Below are 24,540 nucleotides of genomic sequence, written 5' to 3' on the forward strand. Positions count from 1 at the left end.
GAGGCAAGCGGGATATGGAACGCGGCCGGCAGTCAGCGGCCGGTGAAAGGGGCGCGGTCACGCACCGGCACGCAGGCCGGCGGCGGCGAAACGGGTGAGGTGGGCGACGGTCTGCTCGCGGTGGGTGCGTTCGCTGACATCGCTCTTGCGCTGGATCATGCCGAAGCCGGACATCGCGTGGGTCAGCGCGCCGGTGACCAGATCGATGCGCCAGTACAGCTCCTCCTTGCTCAGCTGCGGCAGCAGGCGGGCGAATTCGGCGGTGAACTGGCGCATCACGTGGCCGTAGTTCTCGGACAGGAACTTGCGCAGGCTGTCGTCGTGCTCGGCGAAGGCGCGCGCCAGCACGCGCATGAACAGCGAACCGCTGTCTTCGTGCGAGAGTTCGAGGGCAGGGCGGATGAAGGCGTCGAGCACGTCCTCCAGCCGGGTCTCGGGCTGGCCGGCCACCCGGGCCAGCGCGGCCAAGCGCTGGGCGTTCAGTGTGTCCAGCCGGCGCCGGAACACCTGTTCGACCAGTTTCTCCTTGGAGCCGAAGTGGTAGTTGACCGCGGCGAGGTTGACCCCGGCATCGCTGGTCAGCTGGCGCAGCGAGGCGCCGTCGAAGCCGCGCTGGGCGAACAGGGTCTCGGCGGCGGCGAGGATGCGTTCCTTGGTGGAGCCGGAGCGGTTCACGGATCGGGTCTTCCCACGTGGCCAAGCTTGTCGTTCAAACGATCGTTTGAGCATACGCGGGCGGCTTCGCTGCCGTCAAACCGACGCGCCGGCCGGCCCGTCGACGACTTGCGAATGAGGTAGAATCTGTCAAACTTCGCGGGCTAAACCCGCATTCCGAGTCGGTTTTGACCGATTCGCGGCACGATGCCGACCTTTCTTCATATCGACTTTTCCCGGAGCACACCCATGGCGCTGGAGCGCACCCTTTCCATCATCAAGCCCGATGCCGTCGCCAAGAACGTGATCGGCGAGATCTACGCCCGTTTCGAGAAGGCCGGCCTCAAGGTGATCGCCGCGAGGCAGAAGCAGCTGTCGCGCGCCGAGGCCGAGGGTTTCTACGCCGTGCACAAGGAGCGTCCGTTCTTCAAGGCGCTGGTGGAGTTCATGATCTCTGGCCCGGTGATGATCCAGGTGCTGGAAGGCGAGGGCGCGATCCTCAAGAACCGCGACCTGATGGGCGCCACCAATCCGAAGGACGCCGCGCCGGGCACGATCCGCGCCGACTTCGCCGACTCGATCGACGCGAATGCCGTGCACGGTTCCGATGCCGCGGAGACCGCGAAGGTCGAGATCGCCTATTTCTTTGCTTCCACTGAAGTACATAGCCGGTAAATAGTTGTGACCGAGGTACCTGCCACTTCATCCGACCAGCCCGGCACCGCCGGCAGGGTCAACCTGCTCGACTTCGATCGCCAGGGGCTGCGCGATTTCTTCGCGCAGCTCGGCGAGAAGCCGTATCGCGCCGAGCAGGTGATGAAGTGGATCTACCACCACCTCGAGTCCGACTTCGCGAACATGACCGACGTGGGCAAGGCGCTGCGCGCCAAGCTCGAAGCGAGCTGCCACGTCGGGCCGCCGAAGACCTTGGTGGACAAGGCCGCCGCCGACGGCACGCACAAGTGGCTGCTGGGCATGGATGGCCGCAACGCGGTGGAGGCGGTGTACATCCCCGAGCCCACCCGCGGCACGCTGTGCGTGTCCTCGCAGATCGGCTGCGCGCTGAACTGCCAGTTCTGTTCCACCGGCGCGCAGGGCTTCAACCGCAACCTCGCCACCGCCGAGATCATCGGCCAGATGTGGGTGGCGGCGAAGCACCTCGGCAACGTCACCCACCAGAACCGCCGCATCACCAACGTGGTGATGATGGGCATGGGCGAACCGCTGGCGAACTTCGACAACGTGGTCAAGGCGATGAGCCTGATGCGCGACGACCTGGGCTTCGGCCTCGCCTCCAAGCGCGTCACGCTGTCCACCGCCGGCATGGTGCCGATGATCGACAAGCTGTCGGACGTGATCGACGTGTCGCTGGCGGTGTCGCTGCACGCGGCTAACGACGAGCTGCGCACCGAACTGGTGCCGCTCAACAAGCGCTATCCGCTGGCCGAGCTCACCGCCGCCTGCCAGCGCTGGATCGCGCGCAAGCCGCGCACCTCGATCACCTTCGAATACACCTTGATGAAGGGCGTGAACGACCAGCCCGAGCATGCGAAGCAGCTGATCCGCTTCATGCGCAGGCTGCCGACCTGCAAGGTCAACCTGATTCCGTTCAATCCCTTCCCCGGCACGCGCTTCGAGCGTTCGGACGCCGAAACCATCCGCGCGTTCCAGACCCAATTGCTCAATGCCGGCATCCTCACCATGCTGCGCCGTACCCGCGGCGACGACATCGACGCGGCCTGCGGCCAGTTGGCCGGGCAGGTGAACGACCGCACCCGGCGCAGCGCCGGGATACGCCAACGTGTGGAGCAAGGGGTGACGCATGCGTCGTAAGCCGCTGCTGGGGGTTGGTCTGCTGTCGCTGGCGCTGGCCGGCTGCGTCACGGTGAATGGCGGCGGCGACAACAACGGCAGCGGGCAGTCGGGCACCGCCAATATCCCGGCGACCAGCAAGGTCGACCAACGCCAGGATGCGGCCCGCATCCACACCGAGCTGGCCCAGCACTACATGGCCGACGGCGACCTGCAGGACGCACTGGCCAAGTTGCAGCTGGCGCTGAAGTTCGATCCGAACTACGCGCCGGCCCACACCGTGATCGCGGTGGTCTACGAGAAGATCAACAACCTGCCCGAGGCCGAGGCCCATTACCGCAAGGCGGTGGCGCTGGAGCCGACCAAAGGCGCCCCGAACAACAATCTCGGCCAGTTCCTGTGCCGTACCGGCAAGGTGCAGGAATCGATCGGCTACTTCCGCAAGGCGGTGGCCGACCCGTTCTACGCCACCCCCGACGTGGCGTACACCAACGCCGGCATCTGCCAGCTGCGGGCGAACGACACGACGGGCGCGGAAGCGAGTTTTCGTGACGCAATCGCGCGAAATCCCGGCAACGGCGATGCACTTTTCCATCTCGCCGAAGTACTCTACCGGCAGGGGGATGCGTTTCGTGCTCGGGCTTTCATCCAGCGTTTCGATGCGCTGGGCCAACCCAATGCGGCCGCTCTCAAGCTTGGTTACGATATCGAGTCGCGCTTGGGCAATACGGACGCAGCCCAGACCTATCTCAGGCGTTTGCAGAGCCAGTTCCCGGACTCGGAGCAGGCTCGCGCCCTGAAAACCACCGCCAGCAGTCAATGACCACGAAGCAGCCTTTCCAGCCCGGCCAGGATCCGGCCGCGCACGATCTGTTCGCCGATCGGCCGGACGTCATGGAAGCCCCCGCCGCCAGCCATGCGCTCGATCACCACGATGCCGTGTTCGGCAGCCGCCTGCGCGCGGCGCGCGAGGCGCGCGGCGCTGATCTGGAAACCTGCGCGCATGCGCTGAAGCTGCCGCTGCGCATCCTGCGCAAGCTGGAGCAGGGCGAGCACCAGGGCATCGATTCCAAGGTCTACCTGGCCAGCTACATCGGCAAGTACGGGCAGTACCTGGGCATCGACGCGGCCGAGATCGAGGCCGAACAGGCGCGCATCCGTCAGGTCGAGCCGCCACTGGTGGCCACCGGCGGCATTTCGCATTCGCGCTTCCTGCTCGACCGCTACGCCACCGCCGCCACCTACGTGGTGCTGACCCTGGTGATCGCGGTGCCGACGATCTGGTTCGGCGTGCGCAGCACGCTGGATCGCGACCTCAGCCATCTCACTCCGCTGGATGCCTCGCCGGTGGCGCAGCAGGACGCATCGACGCCGGCCGTGAGCGCGGCCAGGACGGTCGCGTCCACCGCGCCGGCCTCCGCCACGCCGGCACAGCCGCAGGCTTCGGCGCCGGCTGCGTCGGATCAGCCGCTGATGGCCTCCATGGCGCCGTTCCCGAATCTCGGCGGCGGCAACGACACCTTGCCGACGCCACCCACGATCAGCACGGCCGCGACCGTCAATGCCGGCAGCGGCGCCCACAGCCTCAGCCTGAGCCTGTCGGCTGCCAGTTGGGTCGAGGTGACCGGGCAGGACGGCACGCGCATGGAATACGGACTGCTGCCCGCCGGCACCAGCAAGACCTGGCACAGCGACCAGCCGCTGGACGTGCGCATCGGCAACGTCAGCGGCGCGCAGGTGAGCATCGATGGCCAGCCGGTGACGCTCGACGGTTTCCGCCGCGCCAACGTGGCGCATTTCCGCGTGCAGATCGCGGACGGCAAGGCCGCTGCGGCCGCCCTCTGATCGCGACATCGCAGGCGCTCGCCGCGCCTGCGTGCGATCCATTTCGGTTATGCTTGCCCATTCTTCGCCCGGCACGGGCGAAGGGTGATGGCGAGTCGTTTTTTTCTCGCCTCCGGCCTGCCGGCGCGCGCCGCGCGCGGTACCCACGAACGGTGAAGCATGGCATTTGACGCATACGACGATTACGAACAAAGCGAACGTGTCCAGAAATGGCTGCGCGAGAACGGCCTCTCCATCGCCGTCGGCATCGCGATCGGCCTGGTCGGCATCTTCGGCCTGCAGCAGTGGCGCAAGCACCAGGCGAACAACGAGGCCGCGGCGGCCACCTTGTACCAGCAGGCGCAGGTGGCGCTGGCCAGCGGCAAGCCGACGGCGGCGACCGCCTTCGTCGACGAGCTGATGAAGGACTACGCGAAGTCGCCGTACGCGCTGTTCGCGGTCAGCGACCGCGCGAAGCAGCAGGTGCAGGACAAGCAGCTGGACAAGGCGATCGCCTCGCTGCAGTGGGCCGAGGCGCATGCCGCCGACCCGGCGCTGAAGGCGCTGATGGAACTGCGCATGGCGCGCGTGCAGCTGGCCAAGGGCGACGGCCAGGCCGCGCTGGCCACGCTCGAAGCCATGCCGGCGGGCCAGTACGCGGGCCTGAACCAGGAACTCCGTGGCGATGCGCTGGTCAAGCTGGGACGCGCCGACGACGCACGCAAGGCTTACCAGGCGGCGATGACGGCATTGGGTGAGGACGCGCCGCAGCATGCCGTCCTGCAGATGAAAATCGACGATCTGGCCGTGGCCGGAAAGCAGGGTGCATGAAAGTCGTGGTGAAGAAGAGCGTTTGGCTGGTCGCCCTGGGTTCGCTGGTCCTGCTGGCCGGCTGCAACTCGTTCAAGAAGAAGAACCTCGAACCGCCGACTCCGCTGGAAAAGCATTTCACCCCCACGGTGCAAGTCAGCAAGGTGTGGACCGCGCGCATCGGTGACGGCGCCGGCATCAGCGGCGTGCGCCTGCGCCCGACCGTGGTGGACGGCGTGCTGTATGCCGACAGTACCGACGGCAAGATCGCCGCGTTCGACGCCGCCAGCGGCAAGAAGCTGTGGGAAAAGACCACCCGCAGCAGCAAGGGCTGGTTCGGCCTGGGCCACGCGAAGGGCGTCGATGCCGCGTATGCCGGCGGCCCGGCCGTGGCCGGCGATCTGCTTGCGGTGGGCACGCTCGACGGCCACGTCTACGCCATGGGCGCGAAGGACGGCAGCCCGCGCTGGGAGGCCGACCTGGTTTCCGAAGTGGTCGCCGCGCCGGCGATCAGCGGCGACCTGGTGATCGTGCGCACCCAGGACGGTCGCGTGTACGGCCTCGACGCCGCCACCGGCAAGCGCCGCTGGGCCTACGACCAGGGCAATGTGCCGTCGCTCAGCCTGCGCGGCAACGGCGTGCCGCTGGCCGCCAACGGCGTGGTGTTCATCGGCACCGACGACGGCAAGCTGGTCGCGCTGCGCCAGGACAACGGCGAGAAGCTGTGGGAGCAGAAGCTCGCCAACGGCGAGGGCCGCACCGACATCGAGCGTCTCGACGACGCCGACGGCGCGATCCTGCTCGATGGCAGCACGCTGTACGGTGCCGCCTACCACGGCAACCTCAGCGCGATCGACGGTCCCAGCGGCCGCCCGCTGTGGTCGCATCCGTTCTCCACCTACACCGCGCTCGCCGTGGGCGGCAACGCCGTCTACGGCGTGGACGACCAGGGCGTGGCGTGGGCGTTCGACCGCAGCGGCGGCGCCGACATGTGGAAGAACGACAAGCTGAAGTACCGCTGGCTCACCGGTCCCGCCGTGCAGGGCAACTACGTGGTGGTGGCCGACGCCTACGGCTACGTGCACTGGCTGCAGGCTGGCGACGGCGCGCTGGCCGCGCGCGTGCGCCTGTCGAAGAAGGCGATCCAGGCCCAACCGCTGGTGGTGGGCGACACCGTGTACGTCGAGGACGTGAAGGGCCATATCGGCGCCTACCGTCTCGCCGCGCACTGACGCCGGGAACCATGACCCTTCATGCTGCCCGTCGTCGCCCTGGTCGGTCGCCCCAACGTCGGTAAATCGACCCTGTTCAACGCGCTGACGCGCAGCCGCGACGCCCTGGTGGCCGACCTGCCGGGCGTCACCCGCGATCGCCATTACGGCGTGTGCCGCACCGTCGCGCGCCCGTTCGTGGTGGTCGACACCGGCGGCCTCTCCGGCGTGGACGAAGGCCTCGAAGGCCTCACCGCGCAGCAGGTGCGCCTGGCCATCGAGGAAGCGCAGGCGCTGGTGTTCGTGGTGGATGCGCGCGACGGCCTGCTGCCGCAGGATCGCAACATCCTCGACGAGCTGCGCCGCAGCGGCAAGCCGCTGCTGCTGGCGGTGAACAAGACCGATGGCCTGGACCTGCACGACGCGCTGGCGGAATTCGCCCGCTTCGGCATTGCGACCACGCTGCCGCTGTCCGCCGCGCACAACCGCGGCACCGAGGAACTGATCGCCGCGCTGCTGCCGGTGCTGCCGGAAGACGCGCACGAGGAACTGGCCGAGGGCGAGGACGGTTCCATCCGCGTCGCCATCGTGGGCCGGCCGAACGCGGGCAAGTCCACCCTGATCAACCGCCTGCTCGGCGAGGACCGGCTCATCGTCTCCGACGTGGCCGGCACCACCCGCGACCCGATCCGCGTGCCGCTGGAACGCGACGGCCGCCGCTACACCCTGATCGACACCGCCGGCGTGCGGCGCAAGGCGCGGGTCGAGGAGGCGCTGGAGAAGTTCAGCGTCATCAAGACCCTGCAGTCGATCGCCGCCGCCCAGGTGGTGGTGATCATGATCGACGCGCGCGAGAACCTCGCCGACCAGGACCTCACCCTGATCGGCCACGCGATGGACGAGGGCAGGGCGCTGGTGATCGCGGTGAACAAGTGGGACGGCCTGGACGCCTACCAGCGCGAGCAGTGCGAACGTGCGCTGGATCGCCGCCTGCAGTTCGTCGACTGGGCGAAGACCGTGTTCATCTCCGCGCTGCACGGTTCCGGCCTGCGCGAGCTGATGCGCGCGGTGGTGCGTGCACATGCCGCAGCGACGAAGGAACTGAGTTCCTCCGACCTGACCAAGACGCTGGAAAAAGCCTACGAGAGCTACCAGCCGCCGTTGGTGCGCGGGCATGCGCCGAAGCTGCGCTTCGCGCATCCCGGCGGCAACAATCCGCCCACCATCGTGATCCACGGCAGCCGCACCAAGCACATCGCGCCGGCCTATCAGCGTTACCTGGAAAACTTCTTCCGCAAGCGCTACAAGCTGGAAGGCACGCCGGTCCGCATCGTTTTCCGCGAAGGCGAGAACCCGTACGCCGGCAAGAAGAACGTGCTCACCGAAGGCCAGCTGCGCAAGCGCCAGCGCATGATCCGCGAGATGAAGAAGCGCGGGAAGTAGGTTGGGGCAGGTCGGGCTTCAGCCCGACAACACCACGCACCGTCGGGCCGAAGCCCGACCCATGAAGGCATCGCGCTAGACTTGCGCCATGTCCACGCCCACCAACCGCGACACTTGGCTCGCCGAGCTGCGCAGCCGCATTCCCGAAATCGCTCCCGCCGAGGCGCTGGGCCGCCAGGCGCAGGGCGCACTGCTGATCGACGTGCGCGAGGACGGCGAACGCGCCAGCGGCATGCCGGCCGGTGCGCTGGGCTTGTCGCGCGGTTTCCTGGAATTGCGCATCGAGCAGGCGGAACCGGATCGTGCGCGACCGATTCTTGCCTTGTGCGGCAGCGGCATGCGTTCGCTGCTGGCGGCCGAGGCTTTGCAGCGGCTGGGTTATCGCGACGTGCGTTCCGTGGCCGGCGGTTTCGAGCGCTGGAAGAGCGAAGGCCTGCCGATCGTCGCGGGTGCGCTGGATGCGGACGCCGCCGAACGCTATGCGCGCCAGCTGCGCCTGCCGCAGGTGGGCGAGGCGGGGCAGGCGAGGCTGGGGGCTACGAAGATCGTGTTGCTCGGCGCCGGCGGCCTCGGTGCGCCGGCGGCGCTGTATCTGGCCGCGGCCGGCGTCGGCCAGCTCACCCTGATCGACGACGACCGCGTGGAACGCTCCAACCTGCACCGCCAGGTGATCCACGCGGATGCGCGCGTGGGCATGGCCAAGACCGAGTCGGCGCGTATCGCGCTGAATGCGCTGAACCCGCGCGTGCACATCGAGCTGCGCAACGAGCGCCTGCGCGCCGACAACGTGGAGCGCCTGCTCGACGGCCACGACCTGGTGATCGACGGTGCCGACAATTTTCCCGCGCGGTACCTGCTGGCCGCTGCCACGCAGCGGCTGAAGCTGCCGATGGTCTACGGCGCGGTGGAGCGCTTCACCGGGCAGCTGAGCGTGTTCGACCCGCGCCGCGACGACTCGCCGTGCTACCGCTGCCTGTTCCCCGAACCGCCCTCGGCCGCCGAGGCGCCGAACTGCAGCGAGGCCGGCGTGCTCGGCGTGCTGCCCGGCATCGTGGGCCTGCTGCAGGCCACCGAAGCACTGAAGCTGATCCTCGGACTGGGCGAGCCGCTGGTCGGCCGGCTGCTGTCCTTCGACGCGCTGGGCATGCGTTTCCGCGAGACGCGCCTGCCGCGCGACCCGGCCTGCCCGGGCTGCGGCGCGACCGCGCACTTCAGCGGTTACGAGGACGTCGCCGCGTTCTGTGCCGCCGCCGGCTGAGCGAGGTCGGCGGGAATCAGCGCATATACCGCGGCGTCGTGGGCGCGATCCCAGGCCCACAACCGCTGCCGTGCCATCGCCTCGAACACGGCGCCCGACTTCTCCGCCACGCGCCGGCTGGCATGGTTGTCGGGCAGGGTGACGATCTCGATCCGGATCAGGCCCAGCTCGGCGAAACCGAAACGCGCCACCAGCCGCGTGGCCGCGGCGGCAAGGCCCTGGCCGTGGCGCGAGGCACGTATCCAGTAGCCGAGGTTGGCACTGCGATGCAGCGGATTGATCTGGTTGAGCCCGCAGCCGCCCAGCAGTTCGTCGCTGGCAACGTCGCGCACGGCGAACGCGAATTGCGTGCCGGTCCGCCAGGTTTCGTGGCAATGCCGCGTCCACGCCCGGGCCCGGTCCAGGTCGTAGTCGGCGCGACACCACGGCAGCCAGCGGCCCACGCTGGCGACCGATTCCTGCACGGCGGCATGCAATTCGGCGACATCCGTGTCGCGCCATGGCCGCAGCACCAGGCGACCGTCGGCGAGTGAAGGCGTAACGTGGGTCATTGCTTCGGCCATGGCTTGGCGTTTGTGCGTTGCGGTTGGAGCTTGGATAATGTCGCGTCCTTCGCCCCGGTATCAACATGAGCGCACGCATCCTCGACGGCAAACGCATCGCGCAGGAACTGCTGGAGCGGATTGGCCGACGCGTCGCCGAGCGCAAGGCGCAAGGCCATGCCGCGCCCGGCCTCGCCGTGGTGCTGGTGGGCGACGACGCAGCCTCTTCGGTCTATGTGCGCAACAAGCGCAAGGCCTGCCATCAGGTCGGCTTCCGATCCTTCGACTACGACCTGCCGAGCAGCACGACGCAGGAAGAACTGTTCGCGCTGATCGACAAGCTCAACGCCGATCCGACCGTCCACGGCATCCTGGTGCAGTCGCCGCTGCCGGAACATATCGACGAGGACGCGCTGGTCGATCGCATCGACACCGGCAAGGACGTGGATGGCTTCCAGGCGGTGAACGTGGGCCGCCTCGCGCTGCGCCGCTTCGGCCTGCGCCCGTGCACGCCCAAGGGCGTGATGACCCTGCTCGGCCACACCGATCGTCCGGTGCGCGGCCAGCACGCGGTGGTCGTCGGTGTATCCAATCACGTGGGTCGGCCGCTGGCGCTGGAATTGCTGATCGCCGGCTGCACCACCACCTGCTGCCACAAGTTCACCCGCGACCTGGAAGGCCACGTGCGCCAGGCCGACATCGTGATCGTCGCGGTGGGCCGGCCGGGCCTGGTGCAGGGCGAATGGATCAAGCCCGGCGCGGTGGTGGTCGACGTGGGCATCAACCGGCTCGACGACGGCCGCCTGGTGGGCGACGTGGAGTTCGCGCCGGCCGCCGAGCGCGCCAGCTGGATCACCCCGGTGCCCGGCGGCGTGGGTCCGATGACCGTGGCCACGCTGATGGAGAACACGCTGGAAGCCGCGGAAGCGCGCGACCGGAAGTAATCGAACAGAAGTAGCCGATTCAGCCTCCACGCTGGCGGCATGCTGCAGTGCCGCGTATAATCCTCTCTTTGCCGCGGGGCATATCATGCGCATTCTCGCCGAGGCTCTCACCTACGACGACGTCTACCTCGTTCCGGGCCATTCCACCGTGCTGCCGCGCGACGTGGATACCTCCACCCGGTTCACCCGCGGACTGCGCCTGAACATTCCCATCGTGTCCGCCGCGATGGACACCGTGACCGAAGCACGCCTCGCCATCACCATGGCGCAGCAGGGCGGCATCGGCATCATCCACAAGAACATGACGCTCGAGCAGCAGGCCGCCGAAGTGCGCCTGGTGAAGAAGTTCGAGGCCGGCGTGATCCGCAGCCCGTTCACCGTGGGGCCGGACACCTCGATCCGCGACGTGCTCAAGCTCACCCGCGCGCACAACATCTCCGGCGTGCCGGTGGTGGAGGGCGAGAAGCTGGTGGGCATCGTCACCAGCCGCGACATGCGCTTCGAGCGCAAGCCCGAGGATCCGGTGCGCAACATCATGACCCGCCAGGAACGGCTGGTGACGGTGAAGGAAGGCGCCAGCCAGGACGAGGTGCTGCAACTGCTGCACAAGCACCGCATCGAGAAGGTGCTGGTGGTCAACGGCGACTTCCAGTTGCGCGGCCTGATCACCGTGAAGGACATCCAGAAGGCGCGCGACAATCCCCATTCCGCGAAGGACGCCAACGAGGCGCTGCTGGTCGGCGCGGCGGTGGGCGTGGGCGGCGACACCGAGCGTCGCGTCGAGGCGCTGGTCGCGGCCGGTGTGGACGTGCTGGTGGTCGACACCGCGCACGGCCATTCGCAGGGCGTGATCGACCGCGTGGCCTGGGTGAAGAAGAGCTTCCCGCAGGTGCAGGTGGTGGCCGGCAACATCGTCACCGGCGATGCCGCGCTGATGCTGCGCGACGCCGGCGCCGACGCGGTGAAGGTGGGCGTGGGCCCCGGTTCCATTTGCACCACCCGCGTGGTGGCCGGCGTGGGCGTGCCGCAGATCACCGCGATCGACATGGTTGCCACGGCGCTGAAGGATTCCATCCCGCTGATCGCCGATGGCGGCATCCGCTATTCCGGCGACATCCCCAAGGCGCTGGCCGCCGGCGCGTCCACCGTGATGCTGGGCTCGATGTTCGCCGGCACCGAGGAATGTCCCGGCGAGGTGGAACTGTTCCAGGGCCGCTCCTACAAGAGCTACCGCGGCATGGGCTCGATCGGCGCGATGCAGCTCGGCTCCAAGGACCGCTACTTCCAGGACAACGAAGCCGACGCCGACAAGCTGGTGCCCGAAGGCATCGAGGGTCGCGTGCCGTACCGCGGCCCGCTGCGCAACATCATCCACCAGCTGATCGGCGGCCTGCGCGCCTCGATGGGCTACCTGGGCGCGGCCACGATCGAGGACGTGCGCGCGAAGGCGCAGTTCGTGAAGGTCACCGGCGCCGGCGTCACCGAAGCCCATCCGCACGACATCCAGATCACCAAGGAAGCGCCGAATTACCGGCTGAATTCCTGAAACGAGGCGAGGCCGGGAACCTGCCGGTCCGTCAGCGAGGGTCTTCATGGCGTCATTCCCGCGAAAGCGGGAATCCATGCTGGCTTTGCGGCAAAAGCAAGACGGATTCCCGCTTTCGCGGGAATGACGGCCGGGTGGTTTCCGGATGCCCCTGAGAGTTTCGATCCGATGCACAACATCCACAGCGACAAGATCCTCATCCTCGACTTCGGCGCGCAGTACACGCAGCTGATCGCGCGGCGCGTGCGCGAGCTGGGCGTGTATTGCGAGATCTGGGCCTGGGACCACGAGCCGGCCGAGATCGCGGCGTTCGGCGCCAAGGGCATCATCCTGTCCGGCGGCCCGGAGTCGACCACGCTGCCGGGTGCACCGAAGGCGCCGCAGGAAGTCTTTGATTCGGGCCTGCCGATCCTCGGCATCTGCTACGGCATGCAGACGCTGGCCGCGCAACTGGGTGGTGCAACGGAAGCCGCCGACCAGCGCGAGTTCGGCCATGCCGAAGTCGACATCGTGGCGAAGAGCCGGCTGTTCGACGGCCTCAGCGACCACGCTGGTGCGCACAAGCTCGACGTGTGGATGAGTCATGGCGACCACGTCAGCAAGGCGCCGCCGGGCTTCGTCGTCACCGGTGCCACCGACCGCATCCCCGTCGCCGTGATGGAGAACGTGGACAAGCGCTGGTACGGCGTGCAGTTCCATCCCGAGGTCACGCACACGAAGCAGGGCAGTGCGCTGCTCAAGCGCTTCGTCACCGAGATCTGCGGCTGCGCCACCCTGTGGACGGCGGCGAACATCATCGAGGACCAGATCGCCCGCGTGCGCACGCAGGTCGGCAGCGACCACGTGCTGCTCGGCCTCTCCGGCGGCGTGGATTCCTCGGTGGTCGCCGCGCTGCTGCACAAGGCCATCGGCGACCAGCTCACCTGCGTGTTCGTCGACACCGGCCTGCTGCGCTGGCAGGAAGGCGACCAGGTCATGGCCACCATGGCCGAGCACATGGGCGTGAAGGTCATTCGCGTCAACGCCGCCGAGCGCTACTTCAGCGCGCTGGAAGGCGTGGCCGACCCGGAGGCCAAGCGCAAGATCATCGGCCGCCTGTTCGTGGAGATCTTCGACGAAGAGTCCGCCAAGGTCACCGCCGCCGGCCACGGCCAGGTGAAGTGGCTGGCGCAGGGCACGATCTATCCCGACGTAATCGAGTCGGCTGGCAGCAAGACCGGCAAGGCCCACGTCATCAAGAGCCACCACAACGTGGGCGGCCTGCCCGAGCACATGAAGCTCAAGCTGGTCGAGCCGCTGCGCGAGCTGTTCAAGGACGAGGTGCGCCGCATCGGCGTGGAGCTCGGCCTGCCGCGCGCCATGGTCTACCGCCATCCGTTCCCCGGCCCCGGCCTGGGCGTGCGCATCCTGGGCGAGGTGAAGCCGGAGTACGCCGAACTGCTGGCCCGCGCCGACGCGATCTTCATCGAGGAGCTGCGCAAGGCGGATCTCTACGACCAGACCAGCCAGGCCTTCGCCGTGTTCCTGCCGGTGAAGTCGGTGGGCGTGGTGGGCGATGCGCGCGCCTACGAGTGGGTGATCGCGCTGCGCGCGGTGGAGACCATCGACTTCATGACCGCGCATTGGGCGCACCTGCCTTACGATTTTTTGGGCAAGGTGTCCAACCGCATCATCAACGAGCTGCGCGGCGTCTCCCGCGTGGTCTACGACATCAGCGGCAAACCGCCGGCCACCATCGAATGGGAATAATTCTAAGGTCGGTCCGCACCGTTCAACGACGAGCAACGAACCGGCCTTTTCCCTTGTTGGACATCGAGTTATCGTCCCTTGACGATCCGCATCGTTCAACCAAGAACAGTGGGCAATGACGGTATTTCTGGCGGTAGTTTTTCGGTGCCTTAAAAATCCGTCCGCGATACCGTCAGGGTGGGCCTGACAGTACGGGCGACGGTATCAAGGACACCGCGCCATGACCTTCGAAAGCCCCGCCGCACCTAGCTTTGCCGCCGTTCCTGACGATCCCGCCGTCGCCGGCATGCCGCCTGCGCAAGCCCCGCGCTCCCGCCAGAAAGCTGCGCCGCTCACCGATACCGCCCTCAAGGCGCTCAAGCCGCGGGACAAGGCCTACAAGGTCACCGACGCCGCCGGCCTGTACGTGGTCGTCTCGCCTACGGGCGCCAAGTCCTTCCGCTACGACTACCGGCACGGCGTGGCGGACAGCGATCCGTCGAAGCCCGGGCGCTGGACACTGACCATCGGCCGGTACGAGCCGGGCACGCCGAACCGCAGCGACGCCGACCTGCAGGCGCTGGAGTACGGCGCGACGCTGTCACTCACCGCGTCGTGAACGTCATCGAGTTCACGCCGACAGGTCGGCCAGCGCAGCCGGGAATCGAAGTTCCCCGTGATCTGGTTGTGCAGTTCGGGAAGCGCAAAGGCCTTTCTGTCTCCTGGATCGCCAAGAACGACCTTTCCTATGCGCTGTGGTTGATGTCCCAGGGCTTCATGCGCAGAACGCAACCGCAGCTCTGGCTGTGCCTGCGCAGGCACGTCGTCCGCGTGCTCAGCGACCAGGAAGCCGACCACGACGCGAGGCGGTTCTGCTGGCGGACCTGTGCGCGTTCACCTGGCGGCTGCAGGGCAATGGCCTGATCCGGGTCGAGAGCCGCGACGAGGTCATCAAGCGCATTGGCAGGTCGCCGGACTACGCCAGCGCGGCGCTACTCGCGCTGATCGACACGCCGAAGTCCGGCACGCTGCTGGGCCTGGGCGACAAGAAGCGCGGGGGCGACTATGACCCGCTGGAGCAGATGGACCGGGAGATGGGGCAGGGGCGCCTTTGATACATAATATTTTTGGAGGTATTAGATTAGTGGTGCGCTACTTCACCAAAGCTATTATGCAGGCAGAAATTAGCCAAATTGCGCTAGCGCCAGCAAGTATCTGCTTTGCGTAGAAGAAAATGTCACGAAGCCAATCATCAGGGTATTTCATCTCGTTCAAGTCGGCTTTTATGGCAGCGTTCCGCCTTCTCATAATTCGAAAATATGCAATGCAATATTGGATCATGTCTAGGAGTAGCGCGGAAAGCGCAAACTCTGCGATTGCTAATAACTCTCCCTTAGGAATTTTTCCTAGTAGCGCTGGTGAGTCCTTGCCGCCAGATAAGAACAGCCACGTCACCGCGAGGACGCCAAGGGAGTTGATCCTCACTTGCGCCGAAATTTGAGCGCTGAGGATGTCGAGTCGCTGTCCTGCTTCCTTTAGAGTCGCCATAATCAGTTTTCTCGCTTCTCCCAATAGGCAATTCTACGTGTATTCCTCGATGCTTGTTTCCGTAGGACTGCGCTGCGGCAGTGCGCAGCGCAGTCCCATTTGCTCTTGATCATTCCGCTACTCGTTACACTGATTTCTTGGCTGCTGGCTTTTTAGCCACAGCCTTCTTGGCTACCCGTTTCTTCGCTGCAGCCTTCTTGGCCGCCGCCTTCTTGGCTGCGGGTTTCCTCGCCACAACCTTCTTCGCTGCAGGCTTCTTGGCTACCCGTTTCTTCGCTGCAGCCTTCTTGGCCGCCGCCTTCTTGGCTGCTGCCGGCTTCCTCGCCGCTGTCCGCTTCGCCGCCTTCTTCGGTCTCGTACCAGCGGTGACCGTCTGCGAGCGTTTTACCTTACGAGGTTTTGCGGGGTCGGTGGCTTCATCAGCGACGAGCGGGCCACCCCAATCATCGTCACCGGTATCAATTGAACTCATTCTGCCCCTCCGTTCCCTTGTGATTGAGCCAAGAAATCGAACTTGATGCTTTATGTCATCGACAGCGAGCTTGGAAACTTCCGCTCGGTTGTGAGCCAGTGCTTAGGTTAGATGCCGTCGAAATGGCTTCGGTCTGTCCGATAGGTGTTGGTTGACCCTTGGAGCACTTCTGGATGAGCGCTGATGAACATCAGAGCCTCGTCCGTGATGTTATGGTCGAATCCCGAAAGGAGGCTCCCCTGATTTGCAGCGCGATAAATAACGCCACTCATTACTAAGCCGTTTACGGTGCCGTCGTCGATCTTTAAGCGATTGGATCGGGTGTTCTTGGCGAGGTAGTACCGGAGTATTTGCTTTTCGCCCTCGGTGAGGTCGTATAGGCGATCGTGCAGGCGCGCCCGTCGCTTTCTCTCCTGCCTCGCTTGCTGAAACGCGTTGATGGGGATCAGAGCAATCCAGACACTCAGCGTGCTTAGGCTTGCGATGAGGGTGACGCCGAACCATCCGCGATATGAATGGATAACGCCATCTAAGCCGAGAGTGCGCTGCGTACTTTCCGGTAGGAAAACAAGCAGCCCGGCTCCGAGCGCGATCGCTACTAGGTATCGCGGCGCCAGTTTGAGGAATTCGATCAACCCCTTCCAAACGTCCATGCTTAGCACCCCCTGAGGTTCCATTGTTGCACTTCTTTTTGCGCGCGCAATCCTATGCGCGCCCATCGTCGGTCAGGTGCTGCCTAGGCCAAGATCGCGGCAGGAAACGAAGGCTTTGTTGGTCTCACCTGCACGGCGCAGCTTCTCCTCAAGCACTCGCACCAGGGAGAGCCGATTGTGCACGATCTCGTAGAGGTCCAGGCCGTCCATGCAGATGATGTTGGTTCGCCGGCCCGACCCGAACGCATCTAGCCCTTCCTGTGTGAACCCGGATTCGGAGATAAAGAGGCCACGGGCCCACTCCGCCTTGCCGCCTACCTTGCCCGAAAACGTCAGTAGATCAGCGACACCAATGCGACCGCTGATCCATTTCGCCTCCACCAGATACACGTCGTTGTGCAATTTGAAGCTGCCGTCGATCTGCTCGCCTCGAAGCAGGAAAGCTCCGCGCGGCGCGAGATTGTAGGCGGCAAACAGCCCGGTCAAGAACTTTTCAAAATCAAGTCCGCGCTCCTGAGCCGGCAGTTTGGACGTTGTCATGAGCCGATCTTCTAGCTCCTTGCTGGCGGCCTCGGACAGGGTATGCGAGCCGGCAGGGTGCGCCGCCTGTGTGGCAGCTTCGGGAGCGCCTGTCAGTGAGGCCAGGAAACCAGCGTCGAGCAGCTCTGGGATCTTGAACGATAGGCGAGGGAGGGTGGCGTTGAGCCGGTCAATCTCGGCGCGGGTAAGCGGCTCCTGTTTGTTCCGTCGCCAAGTCGTTGACTGGCGCACGATCACGAGAATCAGGGGGCAGAACTGGGAGCGCCGCTGGCCCAGGGTTCGCGTCAGCAGTTGCACGATGGCGGGACGCTTGCTGCCACCCGTCCAGAAAGCCGCAACATCGGCTTGCTGGGCTGCGAGAGGAAATGCTGTGTGGTTGTTGCCGCTGCCGGGCAGGAAGTTGTAGAGGATGTCGGCCAGGTCCTCGACCGCCTGCGCCTCTCGGAAATCCATGGCGTCCGCTCCCCCAGCGATAGACGACTTGGCTGCTCTCGGTACCGTTAACTCCCCGCGGATACCGTCAGGCGAGCAGGGAGGCTACGGAAAAATACCGTCAGACTTCCCCCGATGTCACGGTTTCGGTTGAATCGTCTTCGAGGGGTCTCGTTTCACCATCAACGATTCGGCCAGCCAGTCCCGAAAATTGCCGGTATCGGGTACAGTAGGCGGATGACAAAAGCTCACGCCCAGGCAGCGCAGAAACACTTAATTTTCAGGTGTTTTGCGGTTGCACCCGCTCTACGGGTTGACATCGAATGGGAGTAGCTCGGGATTCATCCCGACCGCACCGCCTCGTCGGGCTGAAGCCCGACCTACGTGCCCGACCCATGATGAAATGATCGAAGCCACGCCGCCTTTCACCCCCGAAGACGAAGCCCACATGCGCCGCGCCCTGCAGCTGGCCGCGCATGCCCGCGACGCCGAGAACGAGGTACCGGTCGGCGCGGTGCTGGTGCTGCACGGCGAGATCGTGGGGCTGGGCTGGAACCGCAACATCACCTTGCACGATCCCACCGCGCACGCCGAGGTGATGGCGTTGCGCGCGGCGGGAGAAAAACTCACGAATCATCGGGTGGTGGGCGCCACCTTGTACGTGACGCTGGAGCCTTGCGCGATGTGTGCGATGGCGCTGATCCACGCCCGCATCGGCCGCGTGGTGTACGCGGCGACCGACCCCAAGACGGGCGCCGCCGGCAGCATGTTCGACACCTTGATCGACCCGCGCCACAACCATCGCCTGCAAGTGCAGGGCGGCCTGCTGGCCGAAGAATCGTCGGTCATGCTGCGCGATTTCTTCCGCGCCCGGCGCTAACGGTGGAGGATCAGCTGAGCTTTGTCGCTAATCAGGTTGGCTGTTGAAAAGCGCCTCGCTGGGATGACGAGCAAAACGGCTTCACACCTTCACACCTGCAGGCGATCACCCTCGCGCGCCACCAGGCCGTAGAGCACGGGCATCAGGAGCACGCCGATCACCAGTCGCGAAATCATGCCTGCGACGATCACCAGCGCGAACGGTCGCTGCGAATCGGTGCCCACGCCGGTGGCCAGCGCCGCGGGCAGCAGGCCGATCGCGGCGACCAGCGCGGTCATCGTGATCGGCCGCAGGCGCAGGATCGCCGCCTCGTGGATGGCCTTCTCCAGCGCCATGCCGCCAAGCCGCAACTCGTTGACGCAGGAGATGTAGACCACCGAGGTCAGCACCGAGACGCCGAACAGCACGATGAAGCCGATGCCGGAGGACACCGAAAACGGCGTGTCGGTGAGCCACAGCGCGAGGATGGCGCCGACCGGCGAGGTGAGCAGCACGCCCAGCACGGTGATGAACGGAAACTTGAAGTTGCCGTACAGCACGAACAACAGGCCGAAGATCACCAGCACGGTGAGCGGCAGGATCACGCCCATCTGCGCGCGCGAGGCGGTGTATTCCTTGTACTCGCCGCCCCAGTCCAGCCGGTAGCCCTGCGGCAGCTTCACCTTCTGCGCCACCTGCCGGATCGCCTCGCCCACGGTGCTGGCCAGGTCGCGTCCGGACACCGAGAACTGCACGCCGATGTAGCGCGAGTTGTCCTCGCGGTAGATGAAGGAGGCGCCGTTCTCGACCTTGATCCCGGCCAGTTCCTTCAGCGGCACCTGCTGGCCGCCCGGCGTCAGCACCGGGATGTCGCCGATCGCCTGCGGGTTGTCGCGGTACTGCTGCTGCAGCCGCACCACCAGGTCGAACTGTTTCTCGCCCTGCACGACCTGGGTCGCCACGTCGCCGCCGACCGCCGCCTCGATCACGTTGTTGACGTCGGCCACGTTGAGTCCGTAGCGCGCGATGGCGGCGCGGTCGATGGTGATCGCGAGGTTGGGCTGGCCCAGCTCGTGCACCAGGGTGACATCGGCGATGCCGGGCACCTGCTGCATGGCTTCCTTGATCGCCTTGCCCTTGTCCTGCAGCGTCTTGAGGTCGGAGCCGTAGACCTTCACCGCCAGCGAACTCTTGAGGCCCGTCTCGGCCTCGTCCACCGCATCCTCGGCCGGCTGGGTGTAGTTGAAGTCGATGCCGGGGAAGACCTGCAGCTTCTTGTTGATCGCGGCGATCAGCGCCTGCTTGTCCTTGTACTGGCCGCCCCATTCGGCATAAGGCTTGAGGCCCACGAAGAACTCCACGTTGAAGAAGCCGGTGGAGTCGGTGCCGTCGTCGGGTCGGCCCAGCTCCGAGGTCACCGTGGTCACCACCGGGAAGGAGCGCAGGATGGCGCGGATCTTCGGGGTGATCTCGGCCGACTCCTTGAACGAGATGGTGTAGGGCATGGTGGCGCGCACCCACAGCGCGCCCTCGTCCAGGTGCGGCATGAACTCGGCGCCGATGCGCGGCACCAGCAGCATCGAAAGCAGGAGCAGCACCGCCGGCACGGCCGCGGTGCGCCAGCGGTTCGCCATGCAGCGCGCCAGCGCTCGCGTGTAGAACGCCTGCAGCTTCTCGAAGATCGCGTTGCGCCGTTCGCGCACGCCCTTGCGCATGAACAGCGCACACAGCACCGGCAGCAAAGTGAGCGTGACCAGCAGCGAGCCCACCAGGGCGAAGATCATGGTGTCGGCCATCGGCTTGAACAGCGTGCCGGACGGCCCGGTCAGCACGTAGATCGGCAGGAAGCTCGCCACGATCACCGCCATCGCATACACCAGCGGACGATCCACCTCCGATGCCGCGGTGCGGATCACTTCGCGGATGTCGTACCCGGTGCCCTGGCGCCTGGCCAGTTCGCGGAAGATGTTCTCCACCATGAAGATCGCGCCGTCCACCAGGATGCCGAAATCCACCGCGCCGATGGAGAGCAGGTTGGCCGAAGCGCCCTGCAGCTGGATGCAGACGAAGGCGAACAGCAGCGCCAGCGGTATCGTCACCGCCACGATCAGGCCGGCGCGGATGTCGTAGAGGAAGAAGATCAGCACCGCCACCACCAGCAGCATGCCGAGCAGCAGGTTGCGCTGCACGACGTGGGTGGTCTCGGCGATCAGGTCGCTGAGGTCGTAGAACGGGTGGATCTTCACGTCCGGCGGCAGCACGTGCTCGTTCAACTCGCGGGTCTTCGCCTCCACGCGCTGCAGCACGTCCTGGGTCTTCTGCCCGGTGAGCATCAGGATCACGCCTTCCACCGCGTCGTCCTGGCCCATGTAGCCGAATTCGCCGAGGCGCGGTGCGATGCCGGTGTCGACCTTGCCCACATCCTTCACCAGCACCGGCGTGCCGTTGTGCACGGCCAGCACGATGTTGCCGATGTCCTCCAGCGTCTGGATGCGGCCCAGCCCGCGCACGTAGAAGAACTGGCCGCCCTGGGTGTAGAAGCCGCCGCCGGCATTGCCGTTGTTCGCCGCGATCGCCGCTTCCACCTGGCTTACCGACAGGCCTTGCGCGGCGATCTTCGCGGGGTCGAGCTGCACCTGATACTGCATGTTGCCGCCGCCGAACGCGGAGTCGTCGGCCACGCCGGGCACCGAGCGGTACTGCGGCGCGATCACCCAGTCCTCCAGCGTCTTCAGCTCCATCGGCGAGCGATCGGTGCTCTCGAGCACGTAGCGGTAGATCAGCCCCGACGGCGAAGACAGCGGCGACATCGAGGGCGCGACGCCAGTGGGCAGGGTGATGCCGCCCAGCCGGTTGAACACGCGCTGGCGCGCCCAGTAGTTGTCGGTGCCGTCGTTGAAGGTGAGGGTGACGTCGGAGAGGCCGTACAGCGAGATCGAGCGCTTCACCGAAAGTTTCGGGATGCCGTTCATGCCCAGCTCGACCGGCACCGTGATCAGCCGCTCCACTTCCTCGGCGGAATGCCCCGGCCACTGCGTGATGATCTCCACCATCGGCGGCGAGAGATCGGGGTAGGCATCCATCGGCAGGCGCTTCAGCGCCCAGATGCCGGCACCGACCACGAGCGCGGTGAGCAGCACGATCAGCAGGCGCTGCTCCAGCGCGAACGCCACGATGCGGTTGATGAGGGAGGCCGGACGCGCGCCGGGTGGCGGCGTCGACTCGTTCAATGGGGTCTGGTTCATTGGGTCTGGATGAAACGCACGAAGATGCCGCCCGCGGTCACCACCTTGTCGCCAGCCTTGAGGCCGTCCGCGACCAGGCTGCGATCGCCCGTGCGTGCGCCCAGCGTCACCGGGCGGCGCGCGTAGCTGCCGTCCGCCTCCTGCACGTAGACGAAGGGCAGGTTCTCGTCGTCGCGCAGGATCGCCGCCACCGGCACCAGCAGGCCGTTGGCTTGCGCAGCCGACTGGATGCGCACGCGCACGTACATCTGTTTCTTCAGCAGGTCGCCGGGGTTGTCCACCACCACGCGCGCGGCCACCGAGCGCGTGTCGGGATCGACTTCCGGCGAGACGTTGGCGACCTTGCCGGGCAGGATCTTGTCGGTGCCGGCAATCGTCACCTCGGCGGCGTCGCCGGGTTTCACCGTGGCGAGATCGCTGTCGAACACCTGCGCCATCACCCACACCTGTGAGAGATCCGCCACGGTGAAGCAGGCCGTGCTGCCCGCTTGCAGCAACTGGCCGGGCGCGATCGTACGCTGCACCACGGTGCCCGCCACCGGCGCACGGATCACCGCCTGCACGTTCGCCACCGGACGGCCCTGTTCGATGGCCTTCACCAGCTGCGGATCGACGTGCAGCGCCAGCAGCGCCTGTCGTGCGGCATCGCTGTCGGACTGCGTGCCGACCGCGTCGGACTGCGCCTGCGCGTTCTCGCGTTGCGAGATTGCGTGATGGGCGTAGAGGTCGCTGTCGGTGGCGGCCACCTTGGCGGCAGCACGCGCGGCGGCCAGCGCCTTGCGGTAACCGTCCAGCGCGGTGGCGAAATCGGGCGAGGCCACCGTGGCCAGCGGCTGGCCCTGCTTCACCGACTCGCCCAGGCTCACCAGCACCTTGGTCACCGGGCCGGAGAACGGCGCCAGCACCGCGGTGGAACGGTTCTGGTCGTAGTCCACGGTGCCGGTGGTGTCGACCACGCGATGGAACGTGGACGGCTCGACCGTATAGAGCCGGATGCTCTGCTGCTGCTCCTTCGTCAGCGTCACGTTGTGCGGTGTGGTGGCCGCGGCTTCCGACGCGCCCGTGCCGGACGAGCAGGCGGCGAGCGCGAGCGTGGCGAGCAGGACCGCGAGCGCAGCGCCGCGGCGAAGGGAAACGGGGAAGGGTGGGGCCGGCTTGTTCATCGTCACTGCTTGCTCAGTTCGGAGTGGTGCCACCAGCCGCCGCCCAGCGCCTGGTACAGCGCGGCGGTGTCGGCGAATCGGTTGGCCTGGGCCTGCACGAGGGTGATCCGCGCCTGTTGCCAGGTCTGTTCGGCGGTCAGCCATTGCAGCTGGCTGGCATAGCCGTCCTTGAGCTGGCGTTCGGTGAGATCCAGCGTCAGCTGCGCGGCCTGCTCCGCGTTCGCCGCGGCCTGCAGCGCCTTGGCATCCTGGTCCAGCGCAACCAGCGTGTCGGCGACGTTCTGGAACGCGGTCAGCACGGTGCTGCGATATTGTTCGGACGCCTCGACATAGGCCGCCTTCGCCGCACGCTGCTGGTGGAGCAGGGTGCCGCCCTCGAAGATCGGCGCGGTGATGCCGGCCGCCACGTCCCAGAAACCGGTGCCGCCGGTGAACAGCTTCGAGAACTCCAGCGCCGTGCTGCCGGTGTCGGCGGTGAGCGTGAGGTTCGGCAGCCGCGCGGCGGTGGCGACACCGATCTCCGCACTGGCCGCGTGCAGGTTCGCTTGCGCCTGGCGCACGTCCGGCCGCTGCTCCACCAGTCTGGAGGGCAGGCTGAGCGGCAACTCCCCGGGCAGCTGCAGGCTGTCCAGCGTGAAATGCTCGTCCGGCGCCTGCGACGGGAAGCGCCCGGTCAGCACCGCCAGCAGGTCGCGCTGCTGTGCCAACTGCTTTTCCAGCGGCGGCAGCGTGGCGCGGGTCTGCGCCAGTTGTGACTCCTGCGCGGCGAGATCGACCCGGCTCGCGTAGCCCTTCGCATATTGGTAGCGCAGGATGCCCAGCATCTTCTCGCCCGCGGCAATCGACTGCCGCGTGGTGTCGACCTGCGCTTGCAGTGCGGCCAACTGGATCGCCGCCACCGCCACGTTGGACGCCAGCGTGTTCCAGGTCGCGATCATCTGGAAGCGCGCGGCCTGCTCCTGCGCCTTGAGCGACTCCGACGCGCGCCGGTTCGCGCCGAACACGTCCGGCGTGTAGGAAATCGAGAGCTGCGGCGTGTACAGGTTGTACTGGAACTCGCTCGGCACCACCGGATAGTTCGGCACCGGCGCGAGCAAGGTCGACTGGCGCTGGTGGCTGGCCGAGAAGTTCGCCGACACGCTGGGCAGGAACGCGCCGCGCTGCGCCAGCATGTCCTCGTGCGCCACGCGCAACGCCGCCTGCGCCGCCTTCAGATCGTGGTTGTGCGCCAGCGCCTGCTCGATCAACGCATTCAACGGTGCGGAATGGAACAGCGTCCACCAGTCGCCGGGGATGTCCGCGCCCGATGCGAGGTGCTGGGCCGCGCCACCCGCCACCGCCGGCGTGGCGACCGTCGTCACCACGGGCTGGGGCGTGTAGCTGTTGACGGCCGGCGGCGCCGGCGCCTTGAAGTTCGGTCCCACTGCGCAGGCCGCGAGCAGCATCGCTGCGGCCATGGGCATGGCCCATCGCAAGGCGCGCGACGCGGATGTCTGGACAGACGGAATGGAAACCATGCGGAGCCCGTACTCGTTGCTGCGCGCTGTCCCGACAGCGGGTATTCCGCGCTACATGACGGGTGAAAGTACGTTATAACATTGCCATCGGCAACGCTGTATTTTCTTGCGGCAACGGCCGGTACGCAGCGCTCTCCACGATCGCGGCCGCATCAGGAGACTCTCCGCTCCCCGACGCCGATCCAGCCAGCGAAGGCGCCAACCAGTCAATGCGGGTGGGCAATTGCAGCAGCGCGTCGTGGCTTGCGAGCGGTGATTCGAGCCGGTCAGCGCGCGGCGCTGGTCCGCCGTGGTGAATCTCCCATGCGGCGTCTGGCTTGCGCTGCAAGACGCTCGCGC

General features: G+C 66.4%; 22 protein-coding genes and 1 pseudogene. 14 read left to right on the plus strand and 9 right to left on the minus strand.

Going from position 1 to position 24,540, the window contains the following annotated elements:
- Positions 1-57: 57 nt before the first annotated feature.
- Positions 58-729 carry a TetR/AcrR family transcriptional regulator gene (locus tag AB7878_RS17350; RefSeq protein ID WP_439653814.1) on the minus strand — a complete coding sequence of 224 codons (672 nt, stop codon included), beginning with the start codon at positions 727-729 and terminating at the stop codon, positions 58-60.
- 174 nt (positions 730-903) lie between these two features.
- On the opposite strand from AB7878_RS17350, the gene ndk reads away from it, so the two are divergent.
- From ndk to moeB, 8 genes are all read left to right on the plus strand, one after another.
- Entirely contained in the window at positions 904-1,329 is a 426-nt protein-coding gene (gene ndk, locus AB7878_RS17355) for a nucleoside-diphosphate kinase (RefSeq protein ID WP_369495554.1), read from the plus strand.
- A gap of 6 nt (positions 1,330-1,335) precedes the next feature.
- Positions 1,336-2,487, plus strand: coding sequence for a dual-specificity RNA methyltransferase RlmN (gene rlmN, locus AB7878_RS17360; protein ID WP_369495555.1), 1,152 nt, complete (start codon positions 1,336-1,338; stop codon positions 2,485-2,487).
- Positions 2,477-3,289 (plus strand): type IV pilus biogenesis/stability protein PilW, encoded by an 813-nt coding sequence (gene pilW / locus AB7878_RS17365; RefSeq protein WP_369495556.1) that lies wholly within the window; start codon positions 2,477-2,479, stop codon positions 3,287-3,289. The genes rlmN and pilW overlap by 11 nt, the downstream gene beginning before the upstream one ends.
- Positions 3,286-4,311: a helix-turn-helix domain-containing protein gene (locus tag AB7878_RS17370; protein ID WP_369495557.1), complete on the plus strand. Its 1,026-nt coding sequence runs from the start codon at positions 3,286-3,288 to the stop codon at positions 4,309-4,311. The genes pilW and AB7878_RS17370 overlap by 4 nt, the downstream gene beginning before the upstream one ends.
- Positions 4,312-4,470: 159 nt before the next feature.
- Positions 4,471-5,121, plus strand: coding sequence for a YfgM family protein (locus tag AB7878_RS17375; RefSeq protein WP_369495558.1), 651 nt, complete (start codon positions 4,471-4,473; stop codon positions 5,119-5,121).
- Complete coding sequence (gene bamB, locus AB7878_RS17380) at positions 5,118-6,332, plus strand: outer membrane protein assembly factor BamB (RefSeq protein ID WP_369495559.1); 1,215 nt, start codon at positions 5,118-5,120, stop codon at positions 6,330-6,332. The genes AB7878_RS17375 and bamB overlap by 4 nt, the downstream gene beginning before the upstream one ends.
- Before the next feature lie 21 nt (positions 6,333-6,353).
- On the plus strand, positions 6,354-7,754 hold the full coding sequence (gene der, locus AB7878_RS17385; RefSeq protein WP_369495560.1) for a ribosome biogenesis GTPase Der: 1,401 nt from the start codon (positions 6,354-6,356) through the stop codon (positions 7,752-7,754).
- Between the two features lie 88 nt (positions 7,755-7,842).
- A complete protein-coding gene (moeB, locus tag AB7878_RS17390) occupies positions 7,843-9,012 on the plus strand; it encodes a molybdopterin-synthase adenylyltransferase MoeB (protein WP_369495561.1) in 1,170 nt (389 codons plus the stop codon).
- On the opposite strand, the gene AB7878_RS17395 is transcribed toward moeB, so the two are convergent.
- On the minus strand, positions 8,973-9,575 hold the full coding sequence (locus AB7878_RS17395) for a GNAT family N-acetyltransferase (protein WP_369495562.1): 603 nt from the start codon (positions 9,573-9,575) through the stop codon (positions 8,973-8,975). The genes moeB and AB7878_RS17395 overlap by 40 nt on opposite strands.
- 65 nt (positions 9,576-9,640) lie before the next feature.
- Between AB7878_RS17395 and folD the strand changes: the two genes are divergently transcribed.
- The 5 genes and pseudogenes from folD to AB7878_RS17420 all read left to right on the plus strand — a co-directional run bounded on the left by folD (position 9,641) and on the right by AB7878_RS17420 (position 14,887).
- Entirely contained in the window at positions 9,641-10,498 is an 858-nt protein-coding gene (folD, locus tag AB7878_RS17400) for a bifunctional methylenetetrahydrofolate dehydrogenase/methenyltetrahydrofolate cyclohydrolase FolD (protein WP_369495563.1), read from the plus strand.
- An 82-nt stretch (positions 10,499-10,580) separates the two neighbouring features.
- The gene (gene guaB / locus AB7878_RS17405) at positions 10,581-12,044 is read left to right on the plus strand and encodes an IMP dehydrogenase (protein WP_369495794.1); all 1,464 of its coding nucleotides are present in this window, start codon (positions 10,581-10,583) and stop codon (positions 12,042-12,044) included.
- Between the two features lie 168 nt (positions 12,045-12,212).
- A complete protein-coding gene (gene guaA / locus AB7878_RS17410; RefSeq protein ID WP_369495564.1) occupies positions 12,213-13,793 on the plus strand; it encodes a glutamine-hydrolyzing GMP synthase in 1,581 nt (526 codons plus the stop codon).
- Between the two features lie 286 nt (positions 13,794-14,079).
- Positions 14,080-14,316: pseudogene (locus tag AB7878_RS17415) on the plus strand (Arm DNA-binding domain-containing protein); the annotation flags it as partial.
- Positions 14,317-14,578: 262 nt separating this feature from the next.
- Positions 14,579-14,887: a hypothetical protein gene (locus AB7878_RS17420; protein WP_369495565.1), complete on the plus strand. Its 309-nt coding sequence runs from the start codon at positions 14,579-14,581 to the stop codon at positions 14,885-14,887.
- A gap of 37 nt (positions 14,888-14,924) precedes the next feature.
- Here AB7878_RS17420 and AB7878_RS17425 read toward each other — a convergent pair whose 3' ends face one another.
- From AB7878_RS17425 to AB7878_RS17440, 4 genes are all read right to left on the minus strand, one after another.
- A complete protein-coding gene (locus AB7878_RS17425) occupies positions 14,925-15,320 on the minus strand; it encodes a hypothetical protein (protein WP_369495566.1) in 396 nt (131 codons plus the stop codon).
- Positions 15,321-15,444: 124 nt separating this feature from the next.
- Complete coding sequence (locus AB7878_RS17430) at positions 15,445-15,792, minus strand: hypothetical protein (RefSeq protein ID WP_369495567.1); 348 nt, start codon at positions 15,790-15,792, stop codon at positions 15,445-15,447.
- Between the two features lie 107 nt (positions 15,793-15,899).
- Complete coding sequence (locus AB7878_RS17435) at positions 15,900-16,445, minus strand: superinfection exclusion B family protein (RefSeq protein ID WP_369495568.1); 546 nt, start codon at positions 16,443-16,445, stop codon at positions 15,900-15,902.
- 72 nt (positions 16,446-16,517) lie between these two features.
- Positions 16,518-17,438: a restriction endonuclease gene (locus AB7878_RS17440; protein WP_369495569.1), complete on the minus strand. Its 921-nt coding sequence runs from the start codon at positions 17,436-17,438 to the stop codon at positions 16,518-16,520.
- A 382-nt stretch (positions 17,439-17,820) separates the two neighbouring features.
- Here AB7878_RS17440 and tadA point away from each other — a divergent pair, with 382 nt between their 5' ends.
- Complete coding sequence (gene tadA, locus AB7878_RS17445; protein WP_369495570.1) at positions 17,821-18,297, plus strand: tRNA adenosine(34) deaminase TadA; 477 nt, start codon at positions 17,821-17,823, stop codon at positions 18,295-18,297.
- Between the two features lie 89 nt (positions 18,298-18,386).
- On the opposite strand, the gene AB7878_RS17450 is transcribed toward tadA, so the two are convergent.
- The 3 genes from AB7878_RS17450 to AB7878_RS17460 are packed head-to-tail and all read right to left on the minus strand — an operon-like array spanning position 18,387 to position 24,147.
- Complete coding sequence (locus tag AB7878_RS17450; RefSeq protein WP_369495571.1) at positions 18,387-21,521, minus strand: efflux RND transporter permease subunit; 3,135 nt, start codon at positions 21,519-21,521, stop codon at positions 18,387-18,389.
- Positions 21,518-22,684, minus strand: a complete 1,167-nt coding sequence (locus tag AB7878_RS17455; RefSeq protein ID WP_369495572.1) for an efflux RND transporter periplasmic adaptor subunit — start codon at positions 22,682-22,684, stop codon at positions 21,518-21,520. Before AB7878_RS17455 ends, AB7878_RS17450 begins: the two co-directional genes overlap by 4 nt.
- A 2-nt stretch (positions 22,685-22,686) precedes the next feature.
- Positions 22,687-24,147: an efflux transporter outer membrane subunit gene (locus AB7878_RS17460; RefSeq protein WP_369495573.1), complete on the minus strand. Its 1,461-nt coding sequence runs from the start codon at positions 24,145-24,147 to the stop codon at positions 22,687-22,689.
- Positions 24,148-24,540: the final 393 nt, after the last annotated feature.

The organism is Rhodanobacter humi (assembly GCF_041107455.1).
Taxonomy (GTDB): Bacteria; Pseudomonadota; Gammaproteobacteria; order Xanthomonadales; family Rhodanobacteraceae; genus Rhodanobacter_A.